This is a genomic window from Gracilibacillus saliphilus, assembly GCF_010994085.1.
GTDB lineage: Bacteria > Bacillota > Bacilli > Bacillales > Amphibacillaceae > Gracilibacillus > Gracilibacillus lacisalsi.
The window spans coordinates 50907-69624 of record NZ_WJEB01000011.1; the positions used below are offsets into that span (position 1 = coordinate 50907).

An 18718-nucleotide genomic window follows, 5' to 3' on the forward strand; every position below is an offset into this window, starting at 1 on the left:
TCTAAGGGCTTATTTCCCATACCGGCAAAGAAAGTTATCCTGCCTATTAATATGGTTTAAACTAGTTCTCTATCACAGCTGCAGTCACTTCCTTTCTATATTCTTTATATAATGCAAGTTGTGACAAACTTGACTCGGACAAATATATAAATTGATAAAAATCAGGAATTTCATCCAAACCGTTTCTATTAAGAAACATATTGTAACTAGCACAATTCATTTATTAAAAAGGAGGTTGAACCCTATTGTTATACGGATTGAAGGATGATCCAGATTTTAAACATATCAATAAACGTCTACTAATCACCTGTCCATCCAGTGAAACTGATCAAGGCGGCCTATTTTTAGTAGATTTTTACCATAATACTTTCGAGCAACTATATAGCGGAAGTTGTTCAGGAATGACAATAGTTAATGATCGATTATTTATAGCATCTGATGATAACCAAATTATTACGATGGATCAGGAGTTCCAGGTCATTCAAAAAAAACAATACTCGAAACTCGATTTTCACGATATTACAAAATTCGATGATCATGTTGTTCTAGTCGTAGAAACGGCAACCAATACTATCGGGTGCTATGATACCGGCTCACTTACCCGAATAGGAGAAATCCAGTTTAATGCAGAGGATAAAGACGTTCATCATATTAATGATATTTGGCTTGACGGGCATACATTGTATGTTTCTATGTTTTCACCTTATGGCAAATGGTATATGAGCCCTCAACAAAGAAACGGCGGGATTGTTGCTATTGATTTGACCGATTTCCATCCTACTCAACAACTCAATATCAATCCTGAGAATCATATTGTAGTAAAAGACTTATATATGCCGCATACGGTAATGATGTACCAAAATGAGTTAGCATATTGTGACTCAATGTCATTCCGTGTCATAGCCGAAAATAAGCCGCCGATTCAATTATCAGGTTTCACACGTGGTCTTGCCATAACAGACAATATCATGTTTATCGGTCAAAGCAGGATGAGACATGTGTTACGAATTCCTCACGAATTCTCAAATTGTAGCTTAGATGGCGGAATATATGTTTATGATCCTAAACTTAGAATTTCGCGCTTTGTACCTTTACCGGTGCAACAGGTATACCAAATCCTGATTGTTGACCCAAATTCTATTCAGAAGGGAAGATCTATGTAATGAAACAATTTGAGGAAGGAAAAAAACTTTTTATGAAAGGTGTAAAGGGAGATAAAAAAGCAGTAAAACAGTCATATGATATTTTCTTGAAGCTTCGAGGTGCCGAGCCTAACAACGCTCTTGTTGAGGCCTATTACGGTAGCACGCTCGCGTTATTAGCACGAGATGCCTCTAAACCTTTGGAAAAAGCAGATAAGGCGCAAGAAGGATTAGATGCACTGAACCAAGCAATCTCCCGGAATCCACAACATAAGGAAATCCGTATGTTGCGTTCAAATGTATGTTTACGTCTACCAGAATCCTTCTTCCAGTGCTCAAAAACGGCAGTAGAAGATATTTTATTCTTGCTAGATCGTTACCAAAAAGATGCGAATTATCTTACTAATAGTCAAGTGAAAGAATTAGTAGCGGATCTAAGTACGGCTTATCAAAATATGGGGGAACCAGATGAAGCTAGTAAAGTGAAGCAACGTTTCTCCAAGTTATTATCTAAGAAAAAGAAATAAAGGAGGCTTATCAGGAAGTAACTATTGAAAATAATGAAAGGGAGGACAAACCATTTGATAAATATAAAAAATAGTTTCGATAGTGGTTTACAGCAACAGATTATCTCATTACACAAAAAAAGCGTAGAGGGAAATAAAAAAGCTACTCAAGACCTACATCAACTACTAGAAAAGGAACGACACAATCATTCAGACATTCCGCTTTTAGACGCATTCCACGGTAGCACTATGATATTAATTGCTAGAGACAAGACAAATCCAATAGAGAAATTAAGATGGTCAAAATCAGGCTTAAAGCTTCTAGATGAAGCAGCAAGTGCCGAACCTCATAACATCATGGTTCGATTATTACGTGGTAAAGCAGCATATAAGTTGCCTGAAAAACATTTCCATCGTGCACATACAGCAATTGAAGATTACACTTTTCTCATTGAGCGACAAATAGATGGAGAAGGATTCCTTGAAATCAAAAGATATTGGCAGCTTATTTATGAACTAGGGGAAGTATACTATCGAATTGGTCGAAACAAAGACGCCAGTGTATGTTGGCGAAAGCTTAAGAAAGAAACGCAGAATGCGAAGTTTGAGAATCTTCTCCAACTAAAGCTTGAATCTTTGGAAGGAAAGCCCGATAATGAGCAAGTTCCAAACACAGAGAGGCCACTGTCTAATTTGATACGAAGGGCAGTCAATGCTGCTGAACAAGAACTTAACAACCGACTAAGAAGCAATAGCAATAGTGTAATAAACACCCCCTAAAAGCAGGCGCTAATATAAATGACCAAGAAACGTTTAATTGAAAGGAGGTGATTCAATAGATGGCAAAAGATACATTCAAAAAGCTAATTAAAGAAGCAAGGGAACACTCTGAACCTATTGTTACAGATGCCTTGATCATTGGAGCCACACAACTTAGCGATAAAATGAATCATGTGGTAAGGGATGTAAATCAGCCTCCCCGTGTTCTTTTAGAAAAAATGGCCACTACTCTAAGAAATAGTGCGATTACGGCAGGTAAAGAAATGATGACGAAAGGGGTAGAAAGTATTCAAAAAGATCGCTCTTAGAATTTCGTAATTCGATTAGTTACATTTAACACTGATAACCTGATGAGTTACTCCTCTTCTTTTAATTATATTGGTTTTCCAAGGAACAAGGGGCCGCTTCCGTGGGATATCTCCTTCCCTTCCCTGGATATAGGCTGTTTTCCAGGGAGGAGAGGGCGTTTTCCACGGAACAGCGGGCCGCTTCCGGGGATATTTCCTTCTCTTCCCTGGATATAGGCTGTTTTCCAGGGAAGAGAGGGCTTTTTCCACGGAACAGCGGGCCGCTTCCGGGGATATTTCCTTCTCTTCCCTGGATATAGGCTGTTTTCCAGGGAAGAGAGGGCTTTTTCCACGGAACAGCGGGCCGCTTCCAAGGATATCTCATTCCCTTACTTGAATATAGTCTTTTTTCTAAGGAAGAGTGGACTTTTTCCATGGAACAGGACGAGCTTCTTAGATTAGTGCTCCACTCCTAACAAAAAACACCATAGCTAGGTAGCTGTGGTGATTTCTTATTTTTTATGCTATTTTCCTATTGTTCTTTCATGGTGTCTTGTAATAATTGCAAAACCATTTCATTCTTCGGCTCTAGGGCTAATGCTTTTTTTAATGCTTCTTTTGCTTTAGCCAGTTCAGCAGTTTCTAGATAACATTTAGCTAAGGATACCCATATTTCCAAATCAGTCATTCCACGATCTATACAATAACGGAATTCTGTTACGGCTTTAACTGGATCTCCCCCTAGCATATCCGGAGCATTTAATAACATAGAACCATTCATCCTTCTTGCGAGAGGTAATGCGGAATCTAGTTCAAGAGCTATCTTGACTTCAGTTTCAAGCTTAGAGAAAAGCTCCATTTTATCCGTTAAACTCCATGCTGCATCGATTTGACGACCATAAACGGCTGCGAGCCATGCATGTGCTTCAGCACTATCAGGATCCTGCATAATTGCTTCTTCGAATAATTGATGCGCTTTTTCGTAATCATCTATTTTAAACGAATTGTACCCGCGACGAAGCAAATCTTGTACTTGAGTAGTGTTTTTTTCTTGAGGGGCTTGATTATTGTCTGTACCTCTCTGGTTAGTCGAAACAATTTCTTGATTATAACTGTCATCAGACATGAGGAACTCTCTCCCTTCGGATATCTCCAAACCATGCATAGCGTGGCGTTGATTCGCTTGATGACCAATCGTTCTGAAACAGGTTTATAACCCTGGATAATAAGACAAAAGCATTGTTCTCCATCTATGCATTATTTAATATATAATGATTATATGCTTTTTTTCATGGTATGCTCTCGGCTAATGCTGATGAGTACATATACAAAAAAGAAAATGTTCTTCAGTCATCTTGTTACGGTTTTCTGTTACTTGTGTGAACTAACAGCTGATATTGTCAAGAACCTACCTGAAGTTATTTCGCATTGTCATTATACAATGCTTCCATCGACTTCCCTATTTCCTCGATATAAGCTTCTTCTTCCGGAGTTAAAATGGTTGGAAACTTAAAATCCATTTCATCAGGTTCCATCAATTCTTGAGCTTTTTCAAGCTGCTCCTGCAACTCTTCTTTATTATCGACATGTTTCGTTGCTAATTCAGTCAATTTCACGAGCAGATCAAAGGCTTCAGGGGATTGAGGAGAGACACCTTGTTTCATCAATTCTTTCAAACTAGCTAGCCAGTCTAACATTTCCATATCTATTTGTTGCCGCTGATCTTTAGGAAGAGAATAAAATTGATCAGCGATATCCTCTGAAAAATATTCTTTCATCCACTCTCTTTGATCTTGTTCATGTTCGATTTGGAAAAGGAGAGAGCTTAATACCGTCCATGTGATTGGTGCTCCTTCTCTTATTAAGAATTGTACACGCTCTACTGCTTCGATGGCTCGATTTAATTCGTCTCTTTTTTCTGTCAAAAGCTTATGTTGCCAAGGTAACGACTTCTTTAGTTGAGTAAATGTATTCGTATCGTTTTCGGTTATGTTTTTAATCTCCTGTAAAGAATAGCCTAAAAATTTTAATGACTGAATTTGTTGCAACTTCATCAATTCCGCTAATCCATACAACCTATGACCAGAGCTGTTTTGTTGTTTTGGTATTAGTAATCCTAGTTCCTCATAAAACCGTAATGTTCTTACCGTTATCCTTGCTCGTTTACTAAATTCACCAATTGTAAAAGCAGGTTCATTATTTCCCATATTATACCACCCCTCCATTACTATTATAATGTTAGATTAGCATATGACGTAACGGAGGGCGCAAGAAAAAAAGAGTGGTACCCTTCACCAAATTTGTGATGGTTACCACTCTTTTTTGTTTTTTCTCTTCTACTAAATATATCTATAGGTTAACTATCATGCCTTATAAACGAACTATCCAGTTTATTGACATCATTGACACCCATTAACTGTAACGTTTTGGTTAGATCATTCGTGATATTATCTACTACCTTCTCAACCCCTAACTGTCCAGCAATAGCCAATCCATAAATAAATGGCCGTCCTAAAAGAACAGCATCTGCTCCTAATGCTAAGGCTGTGACAATATCCGGACCTGAGCGAATACCGCTATCCAATAAGATAGTTAATTGATCCTGTACTCTTGCCTTAATCAATGATAAGGCATCAACCGACGCAATACTCCGATCTAGTTGACGGCCGCCATGATTAGAGATGACAATTCCATCAATACCTAACTCTACTGCCATTTCCGCATCATCAGGGTGCAATATTCCCTTTATATAAATCGGAAGTGATGTTGCCTTACGCAGTTCTTGTATATCTTGCCAATTTAATCCTGGCTTAAAAAATACTTTTTGCATTTCTGTTTGTATTTCTGCTTGTGAAAGACCTGCTACATATGATTGAAAAGTAGGATCATTCGTATAATTACTCATGCCTTTTCCTAAACGAAATGGCGAGTATTGATTGGTTAAATCTTTTTCACGATGGCCAAGCGTTGCCATATCAATCGTTACGACAATCGCTTGGTAACCTGCTTCTTCGGCACGTTGAACAAAGCTTTTAACTAATGCTTCATCATTTGGATAGTATAATTGAAACCAACGGTCTGCATTAGGGCATGCTTCGGCTATCTCTTCAAGTGAATAGGATGATACCGTACTTGCGATAAATGGTATTCCATACTTGTGAGCAGCGCATATACTTGCTTTTTCACCATTTGTATCAGCGAGAGCTTGCATTCCAACCGGAGCCAACATAATAGGTGACTGAATTGTCTCACCGTCAATCTTTTTAGCCAATGAAACAGTTGAAACATCTGCTCCAAATCGTGGTACTAATTGCCACTTTCTGAAAGATGTTTCATTTGCTCGCAACGTTTCTTCTCTGCCACCACCACTTTGAATATAATCAAAAATCTTTGGATCAAGTCGATCTTTGGCTTGTTGTTCTAATTCTTGAAAACGGATCGGAAAAGATACTGTCATAAACTCACCTTAATCTTTCTTCAATTTAGCTGATACACGGTTTCCGATCGTTTGTACACCTTGCACCAAAATAATTAAGATAATAACTGTGACATACATGATATCAGTTTGATAACGTAAATGACCATATCGATATGCTAAATCACCAAGACCACCAGCACCAACTAAGCCAGCCATAGCAGTTGCCCCTATAAGGCCGATTGTCGCAATTGTTAAGCCTAATATAATCGATGGGCGTGCTTCTCGAATAAGAACGTGCCAAATGATATGACGTGCCTTGATTCCCATTGCTTCATAAGCTTCAATTACACCTCGGTCAACTTCTAGTAAGCTCGACTCCATTAGACGAGCTATATAAGGTGCAGTAAACACTACTAATGGTACAATTACACCTTGCACACCAATCGTTGTACCAGCTACTAACTCCGTAAAAGGTAAAATAAAAAATAATAGAATAATAAATGGAATCGATCGTAGTATATTAATGATAACATTTAGGGTTTGATATAAAACTAGATTCTCTAATGCTTTACCAGGTCCAGTTAACGTTAACAAGACACCTAATGGTAAACCAATAATAATCGAAAGTGTTAAGGAGACACTCACCATGATCATCGTATCAATAAAGGCTTCCCAAATTTCAACTCCCCAATTATTGATAAAATCTGTAATGCTAGTTAACATGGTATGCCCCTCCTTTTGTGTAAGGCTCTACGATTACGCCATTTTTCTCTAAATAATCGATCGCTTTTTGCGCCTCATTTTCAGTTCCATCTAGGTGGACAATTAAACGTCCGAATGGGCGTTCTTTTAAATCTGTAATATTTCCTCCTAGTATAGACGGAAATACATCATATTTTTTTGTAACTGTAGCCAGAGCTGGATCGCCAGCAGCATCACCTATAAACGAAAGTGAAACTAATTTGCCATTATTTTTCAACTTCTTCAACAAATCACCTGGAATATCATCATTAAATAGAGAATGAATAAACCGTTTAGCTGTGTCTGTTTCTGGTTTCGAAAAGACATCAATTACAGACCCTTGCTCAATTACTTCGCCTTGCTCCATCACAGCTACTTCATGGCAAATTTTCTGCACCACATTCATTTCATGTGTGATTAACAAAATCGTAATGCCTAATTCTTTATTAATCTTGCTTAATAATTCTAAAATGGCTTCGGTCGTATCTGGATCAAGTGCACTTGTAGCTTCATCACATAATAATACTTTCGGTTCATGGGCTAATGCACGTGCAATCGCCACACGTTGCTTCTGTCCCCCAGATAGTTGCGCAGGATAAGCCTTTAACTTATCCTGCAAACCTACTATTTGAATATACTTTTCTACACGTTTATCAATCTCCGATTTTGGTACGCCCGTTAGCTTCAATGGCAATGCAATATTCTCATAAACTGTACCTGTTTTTAAAAGATTAAAGGATTGAAAAATCATCCCCATCTGTTGTCTTACTTCATTTAATTGAGTACCACTTAACTTGGTTAAATCTTGACCTTCAAATAAAACTTGGCCAGAAGTTGGCTTTTCTAACAAATTAGCCATTCTTACCAACGTACTTTTACCAGCTCCACTATATCCAATTACACCGAAAATAGATCCTTCCTTCACTTTTAGTGATACGTTATGAAGGGCCTTTACTTCTCTTTTTTTGTCTTGAAAAACTTTCGTTAGGTTGCTAAATTCAATCATGTTGTATCGGCCCCTTTCTTACCAAGAAGGAATAATTGACCCGGCGAAATTCTCTTCTATATATTGTTTAACATCTTCTGATCGATAAATATCAATCAACTGCTGAATCTGTTCATCTTCTACATTCTCTTCTCTTGTTGCTACAATGTTTACCCATGGTGAGTCTTTTGGTTCCATATGAAGAGAATCTTCTGCCGGAACGCGACCACTTTCTAGTGCATAGTTCGTATTAATCGCCGCAACTTGCACCTCACCTAACTGTCTAGGAATTTGAGATGCTTCAAGTAGTACAAATTCTAAATTTAATGGATTATCTTGCACATCTTTAACTGTTACAGTCATGTCTGCATCTTCTGGTAATGCAATTAAACCAGCATCTTCAAGTAACATTAATGAACGAGGCTCACCTGAAGAATGATTTGGTAACCCTACCTTATCACCTTCTTGTAATTCTTCCAAACTAGCATATTGTTCAGAGTAAATCCCCATTGGGAAATTTACTGTATCTGCTACTTTAACTAAATCTAAATCACCTTCATTACGAGCAGTGTTCATAAATGGTTCCGTTTGAAAAATATTCACATCCAATTCGCCTTCGTCTAAAGCTGTGTTAGGCATCACATAATCGTTAAATACATGCACTTCAATCTCTAATCCTTCATCTGCAGCCAGTTCTTTTACCTGATTTACAATATCTTCATGTGGTCCTGCCGTTACACCGACATCTAATGTGCCACCATCATCAGCATTTTCTCCTCCACAAGCTGCTAAAACAAGAATGATTGCTACACTAATAAATCCTACAAGCTTCTTCATGTTGTTATCCCCCTAATATAAAATTCCATAAAAAAATCCCTATCTTCCTTTGAGATAGAGAATCCTATTTTCATAGTTTTTCTCTTATCTCCCAAACAGTTCAACTGTTTGCTGGATTTAGCACCTTTCTATTGAAATATAGATGGTTGCCGGGTTTCATCGGGCCAGTCCCTCCGCCACTCGTGATAAGAATCATTCAATTTTCATTCTAAGAGTATAGCTAACTAAAGTATAGAAGTCAACCCATTTTCAGAAAATTCTATTTAGATTGACACTTATTCGTTCCAATGGCATACTTCTTACCATATCACAATCATCGAGGTGAAGACATGGACACATTACATATCAAAGGCGCACCTAATTACTATCAATGCCGAAATGGTATATTACATGATCTATTTGATTTGTTACAAGAGCACAAGTTTAACCAGCTACTTGTGATTCATGGTGATCAATCATGGACGAAAGTAAAAACATATTTTGCAGATCCTTCATTACCTTGCCAATTTATTGCTTATAACGGAGAGTGTTCACACCATGAAGTAGAGCGAATTGAAAAGTTAACTAAATCAGAAACAACAGCTGTGATCGGTATCGGTGGCGGAAAAATATTAGATATTGCCAAAGCATGTGGAGGCCGTTTAACCTTACCAACTATTTTAATACCTACGTTAGCATCGAATTGCGCACCATGGACACCACTATCAGTCTTCTATGATCAGAATGGCAACTTTCAAGAATACATTATCTTCAACAGTAGCACTTATATGTTACTAGTAGATCCTAACGTGATTTTGGACTCACCAAGAGCCTATCTCCGTGCTGGAATTGGGGATACAATCGCGAAATGGTATGAAGCAGATGTCTTAACACGCGAGTTACCCGAAAAGCCTGTTTCATTAGACATCGCTTTATATGCAGCTAAGCTTTGTCGTGATGTACTGATCGATGAGGGCGAAGAGGCACTAGCAGCAATTGATCAACAATCGTACAATCATTCCTTTTTACGTTCGATAGAAACGATCATAATGGCAGGTGGAATGGTTGGCGGATTTGGTGACCATTATGGTAGAGTGTCTGGGGCTCATTCGATTCATAACGGTCTAACACACCTTGCTGAAACACATGCTATCTTACATGGCGACAAAGTTGCTTACGGCGTTCTCGTTCAATTAGCAATCGAAAAAAGACTTGATGAAGTCGAAAAATTACTACCTTTCTATCATCGTCTACAACTACCAACCAGTCTACACGATATCGGTGTAGCAGAAATTACAGAGGAAAAAGTAGACTTACTAAGTAAAGGTGCTACGAAGCCGAAAGAATCGATCCATTTTATGAATGTTTCAGATCCTAATGTAGTACGAGAAGCTGTATTTCAATTGGAAGAATTCATTCGAAATAACGAAAGGAACCTAAACGGAGTGTGATGAAATGTTAGAGTTCGAACCATCCCATGCATTAAAAAGATTACCAGAACAATTCTTTGCAAAGTTAGTAAAAACAACACAAGCACTAATAAAAGAAGGGCATGATGTGATTAACCTTGGCCAAGGTAACCCTGATTTACCAACACCTGATTTTATTGTTGAGGCACTACAAGAGGCTAGTACAAATCCTAAGTTTCATAAATACTCCCCATTTCAAGGGTACCCTTTTTTAAAAGAAGCAGTAGCTGACTTTTACCAAAGAGAGTATCAAGTAGATATTGATCCGAATAAAGAGGTTGCGATCATGTTCGGCTCTAAAACCGGACTTGTGGAAATTAGCCAGTGTCTATTAAATCCAAAAGAAAAGGTATTAGTACCTGACCCTGGCTATCCGGATTATATGTCAGGTATTGCCCTAACTGATGCGATTCCGATCCATATGCCGTTAAAAGAAGAGAATCAATTCTTACCTGATTATCAACAGATTTCAGATGAAGACTTAGCAAATGCAAAGTTAATGTTCTTAAATTATCCGAACAATCCAACAGCTGCTACTGCAACGAAGAATTTCTTTGACGATACGATCGAGGTGGCTCAACAAAATCAGATTTGTGTCGTCCATGATTTTGCATATGGAGCAATTGGATTTGAAGGGGACAAACCACAAAGCTTCTTACAATCAGAAGGGGCAAAAGAGGTAGGCATCGAGATGTATACCTTATCGAAAACATTTAATATGGCCGGATGGCGGGTAGCCTTTGCTGTTGGAAATCCGTCAGTTATTGAAGCAATTGAATTGATACAGGACCACTATTATGTCAGTATTTTCGGTGCTATTCAATCCGCTGCGAAAACCGCACTAGACGAAGGCAAAAGTGCCATAGCGGAATTAAACAATACCTATCAGCAAAGAAGAGATGTCTTCTTACAACAAGCAGAGAAAATCGGTTGGCATGGAGGTACAGCAAACGGATCATTCTTTGTATGGATGCCAACTCCAAAAGGATATACATCAGAATCCTTTGCAAATCTTCTATTAGAAAAGGCGCACGTCGTCGTTGCCCCTGGAAATGGCTTTGGAGCTTCAGGTGAAGGATATGTCCGCATTGGGTTATTAGATGAACCTGACCGTTTACGTGAAGCGTGTGATCGGATTGGGAAGTTATCATTATTTTAAATCTATAAGGGCAATTCATCCTGAAAAAGCGAAACTTATCATAGCATTAGTTCACCCGGATCACTGTGCACTTGAGTCGATGACCACTCTTCCTTTGATATATGATTCCCTTTCTTGGATATATGCCTTTATCCAAGGAAGAGAATCACTTATTTGATAAGTGCCTCTTTCCCTTCCAATTTTATTTCTCCACTTTTGGTTTCCCAAACCGTCTCATCAGCATGTTCAACATATATCATATATTCCCTTCCTCAACGGACGCCTCCAAACGCAAGAAGTTTAAGGGCGATGAAATCCCATCAACGATATATGTAACCTACCAGCTAAAAAAACGCATGATATATTGGCGTGCAGAAGGGAAAGAAGGAATGGTAAAGATAAAACAAGGAATACTGAATAAACGTTGCTATAGGTTTATTTAACAGAGCAAAAACATAGTGTTAGAGAGTTCGAAAAGTAAAGGTTATATCAACAAAGGGCATTATTTGACGTAAACAGTTAGTGAAATGGCGTCTTGTGCTAGTTACAAAGTGACATTGGGTTGATAATATAATAACTGTCCTATCAACAAGGAAGACACAATCAAAACTTGTGAATGAATAGATAGCTAAGGGAAAGGGAGGGACTTAAAAAATGGTGGCTTATACTCGTATTAAATTCCCGGCAGGATTTTGGACAGGATTACGTCAATTAGAGATTGCCCCCGAAGAAGTGGTTCGAAAAGCGGGGCTTCCACTCACTATTATTAATGAACCAGTTGTCACCGCCTCACAATACTTCTCCATTTGGCAGGCTTATTCCGATATCATAGGTGACACTGCCAAAGGAATCATCAAGCTAACGACCGGCTTCGAAACAGTTCATTTTCCACCAACCGTTTTAGCAGCTTACCACGCTCGTGACTACCGCGATGCACTAACACGCATGGCTCGATATAAACGAATGTGCCCACCTGAAAGCTTACTTATCATAGAGGAAGGAAATGATTGTACTATCAAACTGGAATGGTTGTATACAGATCAACCGGGCCCTGCGATGTTGACTGGTATCACGCTTGCATTCCTTTTAGAGTTAGGACGCCGGGGAACTGGTCAACCATTGACAGCGAGATCCGTTGAATTTTCACATTCAACGGCTGATGTTCAGTCACTTGAAGCTTACTTCGGATGCCGTGTCCAAACCGATGGAAGTAGTAACAAAATTACGCTCCATAGAAGTGACCTTGACCGCCCCTTTGTCTCGTATAACGCAGAATTGCTTGAGGTCCTGACTCCTGTATTGGACCAATCATTAAATGGTCATCAACTTAGCAACTCCATTACCGAGATGGTCAAGTGGATCATGAAACGTAGCCTTGCAGGAGGGTGTTTCAACATTCAGACTGTTGCAGGCGAATTGGGGATAAGCAATCGTACTTTGCAGCGCCGTCTTCACGACGAAGGCACAAGCTTCAAGCATCTGTTAACACAAGTCCGGCAAGAGCAAGCACGAGAGTACTTAGCAGATCCCTCGCTCGATATTAGTGAAGTGGCCTTCCTAATTGGATATGAGGACCAAAACTCATTCTATCGAGCCTTTAGGCTTTGGGAGGGGGATACTCCTTCAAATTGGCGTGCTGAACATTTAGATACAAACTCGATAAACTGACCATGCTTTCCACTATAAATAAAAAGGAGAAATGTATTATGGATATGGGATTAACCAACAAAACGGCTTTAGTTACTGGTTCAACGAAAGGTATAGGTAGAGCGATTGCTATAGAGCTTGCCAAAGAGGGTGTTAACGTCCTTATTAATGGACGAGATTATGAAGAGGTAGAACAAATTGTAAATGAGCTTAAAACAGATTTCCCGACTACCTCTCCTCAAAATGCTACAGCTGATATTGTGGATATTGAACAACGAGAAGAGTTATTCCAAAAATATCCGATTATTGATATATTAGTTAACAATATGGGTGTTTATGAAATTATGCAATATGAGGACGTTGACGATGAAGTATGGGAGAAATATTTCCGTACAAATGTCCTTGCAGCAAATGGATTATCCAAATTTTATTTACCTAAGATGTTGAACAATGATTTTGGACGAATTATCTTTATTGCGAGTGAGGAAGCAATTATGCCTTCAGGACAAATGCCTCAGTATTGTATGACAAAATCAATGTTATTATCATTGTCAAAAAGCTTATCTAAATTAACAATAGGAAAAGAAGTTACAATCAATACGATCATGCCAGGACCTACACTCTCTGAAAATGTGCATCAAATCATTGAGGATATGTACGCTAATAAAGATATGCCCTTTACAGAAAAGGAGAAGGAATTTATGACTGCAAACTTGCCTCAATCTGAAATACAAAGATTTATCAGACCAACTGAAATAGGTAGGCTAGCTACATTTGTCAGCAGTCCTTATGCATCCGCATTTAAAGGGTCACCAATCCGCATGGATGGCGGGCTGATACCGACTATTTTCTAACGCTCTTTAAGTACAGGTAGAAATGGGAAAGAATATCATGCTAAGAACTATAATATGACAACAGGTGTCATATTAACATTATATACTTGTACTAAAGATATGGAAAGGAGTTATTGCATGAATCAAAAACGAAGTACAGTATTGTTCATTGCCTCGAGTTTGGACGGATATATTGCGACAAAGGAAGAATCTCTTGAGTGGTTATTTAAAGTGGAAGGAGAAGGGGATAACGGTTTTACAGAGTTTTATGAAACAGTAGACACCATTTTAATGGGAAAACGAACCTACGATTGGGTAATGAAACAAGACTTAGATGAGTTTCCTTATAAAGATAAAGAGTGTTACGTGTTTACTAGATCTGTTTATGAGGATACCGAAAATGTACAGTTTATCAATGAGGACATAACTAAGTTTATTCATAAACTTCAAAACAAAAACGGTAATAACATTTGGTTAGTTGGTGGAGGTGAACTGTTAAACTCCTGCATTCAAGCAGGGTTAGTTGATGAATTTATTATAACCTTTGCACCAACTATAATAGGTAATGGCATCCCTTTGTTTAAAGAAGGAAATCACCATTTAGAGCTTTCCTTGAAAGGAACGAAGCAATTTAATCAATTTATTGAATTACATTATCAAGTTAAAAAGTAAAATACATTACTAAGCAGATTAACAACAGCTAATCAATGAGCTGTTGTTCTTTTTTCATCATTTTTAAGGTTGACTTTTTCTGGATTACAGATGTAATATTGTACTACAGTTGTAATCTTTATAATGGAAAGGTGGAATACATACTTACAATTAAAGACTAATAATGGAGAAGATCAATATATGAAATTTATTATAAAGGAAAGAAGGTATCATATGAGAAAAACCAATTACCAATCCAATATGGTCAAGTATTTATGTTACATAGTATTGTTAGCTCTAACTATACTCACCGCATGCACAAATGCTGACAATAAAACAAATACATCAACCGACAATAAAAGCGACACCGAGCAAACCATCAATAAAGATGAAGAGTTTGCCCAGCTCGAAGATGAATTTGAAGCCCAACTCGGCGTCTATGCAATCGATACGGGTGAGAATCAAATCGTTGAATACAATCCCGATGAGCGTTTCGCCTATGCATCCACTTTTAAAGTACTAGCAGCAGCAATTTTGCTTAAGCAAAATGAAATCAAAGATCGTGAAAAAGCTGTTACCTACAGTAAGGATGACTTGGTTACTTATTCTCCGGTTACCGAGAACCATGTGGATACCGGAATGACACTGTTAGAAATTAGTGAGGCAGCTATTAGAAAAAGTGACAACACCGCTGGAAATCTATTACTTGAGGCCTTAGGTGGTCCTGAGGAATTTGGGCAAGCCTTACTACGAGACCTCGGTGATGACGTTACTGAACCCGAACGATACGAAACCGAATTGAATGAATTCATGCCAGGGAACAAAAGTGATACCAGCACACCGAAAGTTTTGGCTACCAATCTGAAGAAAATCGCACTAGAAGATTTTCTCCCTAATGATAAGCGCGAGTTGCTTATCGATTGGATGAAAGGTAATGCAACAGGCGATACACTAATACGTGCTGGCCTACCTGAAGAATGGGTCGTCGGAGATAAAAGTGGGGCTGCAAGTTACGGCACAAGAAATGACATCGGCATTGTCTGGCCACCAAATAGAGAACCAATCATCATTGCAGTGATGTCCCGTCATAATACTAAGGATGCAGAATATGACGATGAGTTAGTTGCAAAGGCTGCTAGAATCATCTTTGATGCTGTAAAATAAAAATTTGAGCACACATGTCTAGCTAAACTGACATGTGTGACTCGACTTTGCTTTACTTCTCTTATGATCAGATTGGTACGTGCACTCTAATCGTTCACACACCAATGGATTATCCGTCTCATCCTTCATTGTTATTGCAAACTCATTAATCCATAAGCTATTGACCTAGTGGTATAATTAAGATACTTAGTTAAACAACTTCGCGGTTAAGGAGATGAAATAAAATGTCGGTCCTCCACTTGGCAGTAAGCATGTTTTTATCTTCTTTCGTGGTCATTGTTATCATGCTGATCCGAAAGATATTTAAGAACCAATTATCATCCAAATGGCAATACAATTTATGGTTCATTTTACTGATTGCATTAACCATACCATTACTTCCAACAGATTTATTGGATGTTGGAACCAAGCTAACTTGGAATGGGAACCAAAACAGCATTCTCTCCTCGTCCAATACCTCAACAGCAAATCTCGTAGCAGACAGCGGAGGAAATTGGATGAAAGATTTATCAATTTCTGTCAACCGGTTTGACCTGACATTATTTAACCAACTCATCACCATTATATGGATGACGGGTATGCTGGTAATAATTGCTTTAACGATTCACGCATGGATAAAACTTCAGCGAATAAAAAAATCCACAAGCAACATAGAAAATCCAGAGATTCAGAGATTATTCGAACAGTGCAAACAAAGCCTCCATATTTCACGGAAGCTTGTGTTAGTGAAATCACCGCTTATCAAGTCGCCAATGACATTCGGTATTTTCAAAACCTACATTATTCTGCCGCATGATGCTAAAGCATGGCTGTCCAAGGATGATGTGAAATACATTTTGCTGCATGAATTAAATCACTATAAAAGCAAAGACATTGTTACGAACTACTTAGTTGTCCTGTTCCAGATTTTGTACTGGTATAACCCATTGATCTGGATTGCATTTAGGGAAATGCGGCTAGACCGTGAAATAGCCTGTGACAGTGCCGTTTTAAAAGTTCTCGGTCAAAATCATTATGCAGCATACGGAAACACAATCATCAAGTTCGCTGATAAATCCTTGTTTCATAGCAAGTTCGCAATGGCTAGCCAGCTTACTAGCTCCAAACAGCAATTAAAAAAAAGGATTGAATGGATTGCAACATTCACAACGGAATCAAAGCTTTTAAAACTGAAAAGCATCGTAATTTTTATTGTGTTGGCGGGCATTGTCGTGTGTCAAGTACCAGTTGTTTCTGCAATACCTTATGGTGAGGATCGGATCAATTTTGATAATAAGCAGACCGTGTATGAGGATTTAAGCACATTTTTCAGCGGATATGATGGTACCTTTGTACTCTATGATTTGCAGAAAGCGCAATACCTTATCTATAATAAAGACAAAAGTGTGTTACGAGTTTCACCGAATTCCACGTATAAAGTATACAGCGCGTTATTCGCTTTGGAATCTGGTGTGATTACACCACAGCACACCTCGATGGAATGGGATGAAAAAACTTACCCACACGAAACCTGGAACCAAAATCAAAATTTATTTACTGCAATGGAGAATTCCGTGACTTGGTACTTTCAAAAGCTAGACAAAAAAATAGGAAAAGAAAGAATCCAAGCAAATTTCGAAAAAATAAAATACGGAAATCAAAATGTGTCTGGTAGAATAGAAGACTATTGGCTAGAATCTTCTTTAAAAATCTCACCGATTGAACAGGTTCAGACACTTAAAGACTTTTATACCAACCAATATGGATTTAATGAAAAGAACGTTGAATTAATAAAAGATGCCATCAAGCTAGAGACGAAAGGCCATGTAACACTCTATGGAAAAACCGGTACAGGGACAGTCAACGATAAAAATGTAAACGGCTGGTTCATAGGATATGTGGAAACGAAAAGCAACACCTATTTCTTTGCCACTAATATTGAAAATGGCCATCATGCTCAGGGCAGTATAGCTGTTGAAATTACCAAATCCATCTTGAAGCAAAAAAACATTTATTAAAAAGCAAAGGCAGGGATTTCAAGTGACGAAAAAAATACCCACTATTTCAGAGTCTGAATGGGAAGTATTGAAAGTGCTTTGGCAAAATGCACCGCAAACTGCAAATGAAATCATTTCGTCCTTGCCGGCAGAAACGAACTGGAAGCCGAAAACCGTACGCACTCTATTAGATCGACTCTCTAAGAAAGAAGTCATTGGCGTTAACAAGGATCAGCGCGTATATACATTCTATCCGCTATTTTCTCAAAACGAATGCCAGCGTGCCAAAACAGAATCTTTTGCGAAACGCTTCTATGATGGCACTTTAAAATCAATGCTCGTTCAATTTATGCAAGATGAGGATTTATCTGAAGATGATATTAAAGAGCTGCGAGCTATTTTAGATAATAAGCAAAAGAAAGAATAGTTAGACGCAACCTTTTTGATGTTTACTACCTATAAAAATGAGCGCATATCCTATTTTGGATTTGCGCCTGTATTTTATAGCTGTACTTTAATTCTGTAAAAACTCAGCAGTACCGGTAAGAAACGCCTAAACACCACTACTTTCCTTATAACCTCTTCACACAGAAGTAAATCTTCCATTTCATTAACTTTACAGTCACCGTAAAATAGGAATATCACTCAGAAAAAACCATTTTTAAGTCAATCGTTAATCCTTTGAAGATGGAAATGGTTACTTGATCTTCATCTGTAAATAATTCAGGTCTACCAAACCTATGATTATCTTGGAGCATAAATACGCTGACTATTTTCTCTTGTGGTTCAACTAACCAAAATTCTTTCACACCTGCTTGTTCGTATTTATTAAATTTTTCAATTTTATCTTTTCTAGCTGTTGAAGATAAAATAATTTCCATTACCAAATCTGGGCTTCCTTTACAGCCACGGTCATCCAATTTTGTTGGATCACAAACAATCATAATATCAGGCTCAAACACGTTTTGACTATCCTCTTCCTTCTGATTCTCTTGTTCTAGATTTAGTACCACATGAAAAGGGGCTGGATATACTTTGCATGTTTTCCCAACTAAATAATTCGCAATTTGGCGATGTAATTCCGATAAGATTTCCTGATGTAATCTAGATGGTGTAGCTTGCAAATAAGGGACTCCGTCATAATCTCCATTCTTTCTTCTTCAGA

20 protein-coding genes and 1 riboswitch are annotated in these 18718 nt (G+C 38.1%); of the genes, 12 read left to right on the forward strand and 8 right to left on the reverse strand.

Translation table 11 applies throughout. The annotated features are described in order from the left end of the window. The first annotated feature begins 245 nt into the window (after positions 1–245). From GHT08_RS10685 to GHT08_RS10700, 4 genes are read left to right on the forward strand one after another with little or no spacing between them, the layout of a single operon-like run. Positions 246–1163, forward strand: coding sequence for a DUF4915 domain-containing protein (locus tag GHT08_RS10685; RefSeq protein ID WP_163581400.1), 918 nt, complete (start codon positions 246–248; stop codon positions 1161–1163). Beyond that, entirely contained in the window at positions 1163–1669 is a 507-nt protein-coding gene (locus GHT08_RS10690) for a hypothetical protein (RefSeq protein WP_238343549.1), read from the forward strand. Before GHT08_RS10685 ends, GHT08_RS10690 begins: the two co-directional genes overlap by 1 nt. A 54-nt stretch (positions 1670–1723) precedes the next feature. Then, entirely contained in the window at positions 1724–2428 is a 705-nt protein-coding gene (locus tag GHT08_RS10695; RefSeq protein WP_163581401.1) for a hypothetical protein, read from the forward strand. Between the two features lie 59 nt (positions 2429–2487). Next, positions 2488–2736: a hypothetical protein gene (locus GHT08_RS10700; RefSeq protein ID WP_163581402.1), complete on the forward strand. Its 249-nt coding sequence runs from the start codon at positions 2488–2490 to the stop codon at positions 2734–2736. Between the two features lie 61 nt (positions 2737–2797). On the opposite strand, the gene GHT08_RS10705 is transcribed toward GHT08_RS10700, so the two are convergent. The 7 genes from GHT08_RS10705 to GHT08_RS10735 all read right to left on the reverse strand — a co-directional run bounded on the left by GHT08_RS10705 (position 2798) and on the right by GHT08_RS10735 (position 8696). Then, entirely contained in the window at positions 2798–3151 is a 354-nt protein-coding gene (locus GHT08_RS10705) for a hypothetical protein (RefSeq protein WP_163581403.1), read from the reverse strand. Between the two features lie 96 nt (positions 3152–3247). Next, positions 3248–3841, reverse strand: a complete 594-nt coding sequence (locus GHT08_RS10710; protein ID WP_163581404.1) for a tetratricopeptide repeat protein — start codon at positions 3839–3841, stop codon at positions 3248–3250. A 292-nt stretch (positions 3842–4133) separates the two neighbouring features. Next, positions 4134–4922 (reverse strand): MerR family transcriptional regulator, encoded by a 789-nt coding sequence (locus GHT08_RS10715; protein ID WP_163581405.1) that lies wholly within the window; start codon positions 4920–4922, stop codon positions 4134–4136. A 149-nt stretch (positions 4923–5071) separates the two neighbouring features. Then, entirely contained in the window at positions 5072–6172 is a 1101-nt protein-coding gene (locus GHT08_RS10720; RefSeq protein ID WP_163581406.1) for an alpha-hydroxy acid oxidase, read from the reverse strand. Positions 6173–6181: 9 nt separating this feature from the next. Beyond that, positions 6182–6856, reverse strand: coding sequence for a methionine ABC transporter permease (locus tag GHT08_RS10725; protein WP_163581407.1), 675 nt, complete (start codon positions 6854–6856; stop codon positions 6182–6184). Continuing rightward, on the reverse strand, positions 6846–7880 hold the full coding sequence (locus GHT08_RS10730) for a methionine ABC transporter ATP-binding protein (protein ID WP_163581408.1): 1035 nt from the start codon (positions 7878–7880) through the stop codon (positions 6846–6848). The genes GHT08_RS10725 and GHT08_RS10730 overlap by 11 nt, the downstream gene beginning before the upstream one ends. 18 nt (positions 7881–7898) lie before the next feature. Then, on the reverse strand, positions 7899–8696 hold the full coding sequence (locus tag GHT08_RS10735; RefSeq protein WP_163581409.1) for a MetQ/NlpA family ABC transporter substrate-binding protein: 798 nt from the start codon (positions 8694–8696) through the stop codon (positions 7899–7901). 81 nt (positions 8697–8777) lie between these two features. Continuing rightward, positions 8778–8888: riboswitch (SAM riboswitch) on the reverse strand. A 137-nt stretch (positions 8889–9025) separates the two neighbouring features. Here GHT08_RS10735 and GHT08_RS10740 point away from each other — a divergent pair. From GHT08_RS10740 to blaI, 8 genes are all read left to right on the forward strand, one after another. Then, complete coding sequence (locus GHT08_RS10740; protein ID WP_163581410.1) at positions 9026–10126, forward strand: iron-containing alcohol dehydrogenase family protein; 1101 nt, start codon at positions 9026–9028, stop codon at positions 10124–10126. A gap of 4 nt (positions 10127–10130) precedes the next feature. After that, entirely contained in the window at positions 10131–11303 is a 1173-nt protein-coding gene (locus GHT08_RS10745) for a pyridoxal phosphate-dependent aminotransferase (RefSeq protein ID WP_163581411.1), read from the forward strand. A 633-nt stretch (positions 11304–11936) separates the two neighbouring features. After that, entirely contained in the window at positions 11937–12950 is a 1014-nt protein-coding gene (locus GHT08_RS10750; protein ID WP_163581412.1) for an AraC family transcriptional regulator, read from the forward strand. A 38-nt stretch (positions 12951–12988) separates the two neighbouring features. Beyond that, complete coding sequence (locus tag GHT08_RS10755; protein ID WP_163581413.1) at positions 12989–13783, forward strand: SDR family NAD(P)-dependent oxidoreductase; 795 nt, start codon at positions 12989–12991, stop codon at positions 13781–13783. Positions 13784–13900: 117 nt separating this feature from the next. After that, positions 13901–14434, forward strand: coding sequence for a dihydrofolate reductase family protein (locus GHT08_RS10760; RefSeq protein ID WP_163581414.1), 534 nt, complete (start codon positions 13901–13903; stop codon positions 14432–14434). 240 nt (positions 14435–14674) lie between these two features. Next, a complete protein-coding gene (gene bla / locus GHT08_RS10765; protein ID WP_420370965.1) occupies positions 14675–15577 on the forward strand; it encodes a class A beta-lactamase in 903 nt (300 codons plus the stop codon). Positions 15578–15801: 224 nt separating this feature from the next. Continuing rightward, positions 15802–17574, forward strand: a complete 1773-nt coding sequence (locus GHT08_RS10770; RefSeq protein WP_163581416.1) for a BlaR1 family beta-lactam sensor/signal transducer — start codon at positions 15802–15804, stop codon at positions 17572–17574. A gap of 22 nt (positions 17575–17596) precedes the next feature. After that, positions 17597–17980, forward strand: coding sequence for a penicillinase repressor BlaI (blaI, locus tag GHT08_RS10775; protein WP_163581417.1), 384 nt, complete (start codon positions 17597–17599; stop codon positions 17978–17980). Between the two features lie 214 nt (positions 17981–18194). On the opposite strand, the gene GHT08_RS10780 is transcribed toward blaI, so the two are convergent. After that, entirely contained in the window at positions 18195–18677 is a 483-nt protein-coding gene (locus GHT08_RS10780) for a Uma2 family endonuclease (RefSeq protein WP_202882529.1), read from the reverse strand. Between the last annotated feature and the right edge of the window lie 41 nt (positions 18678–18718).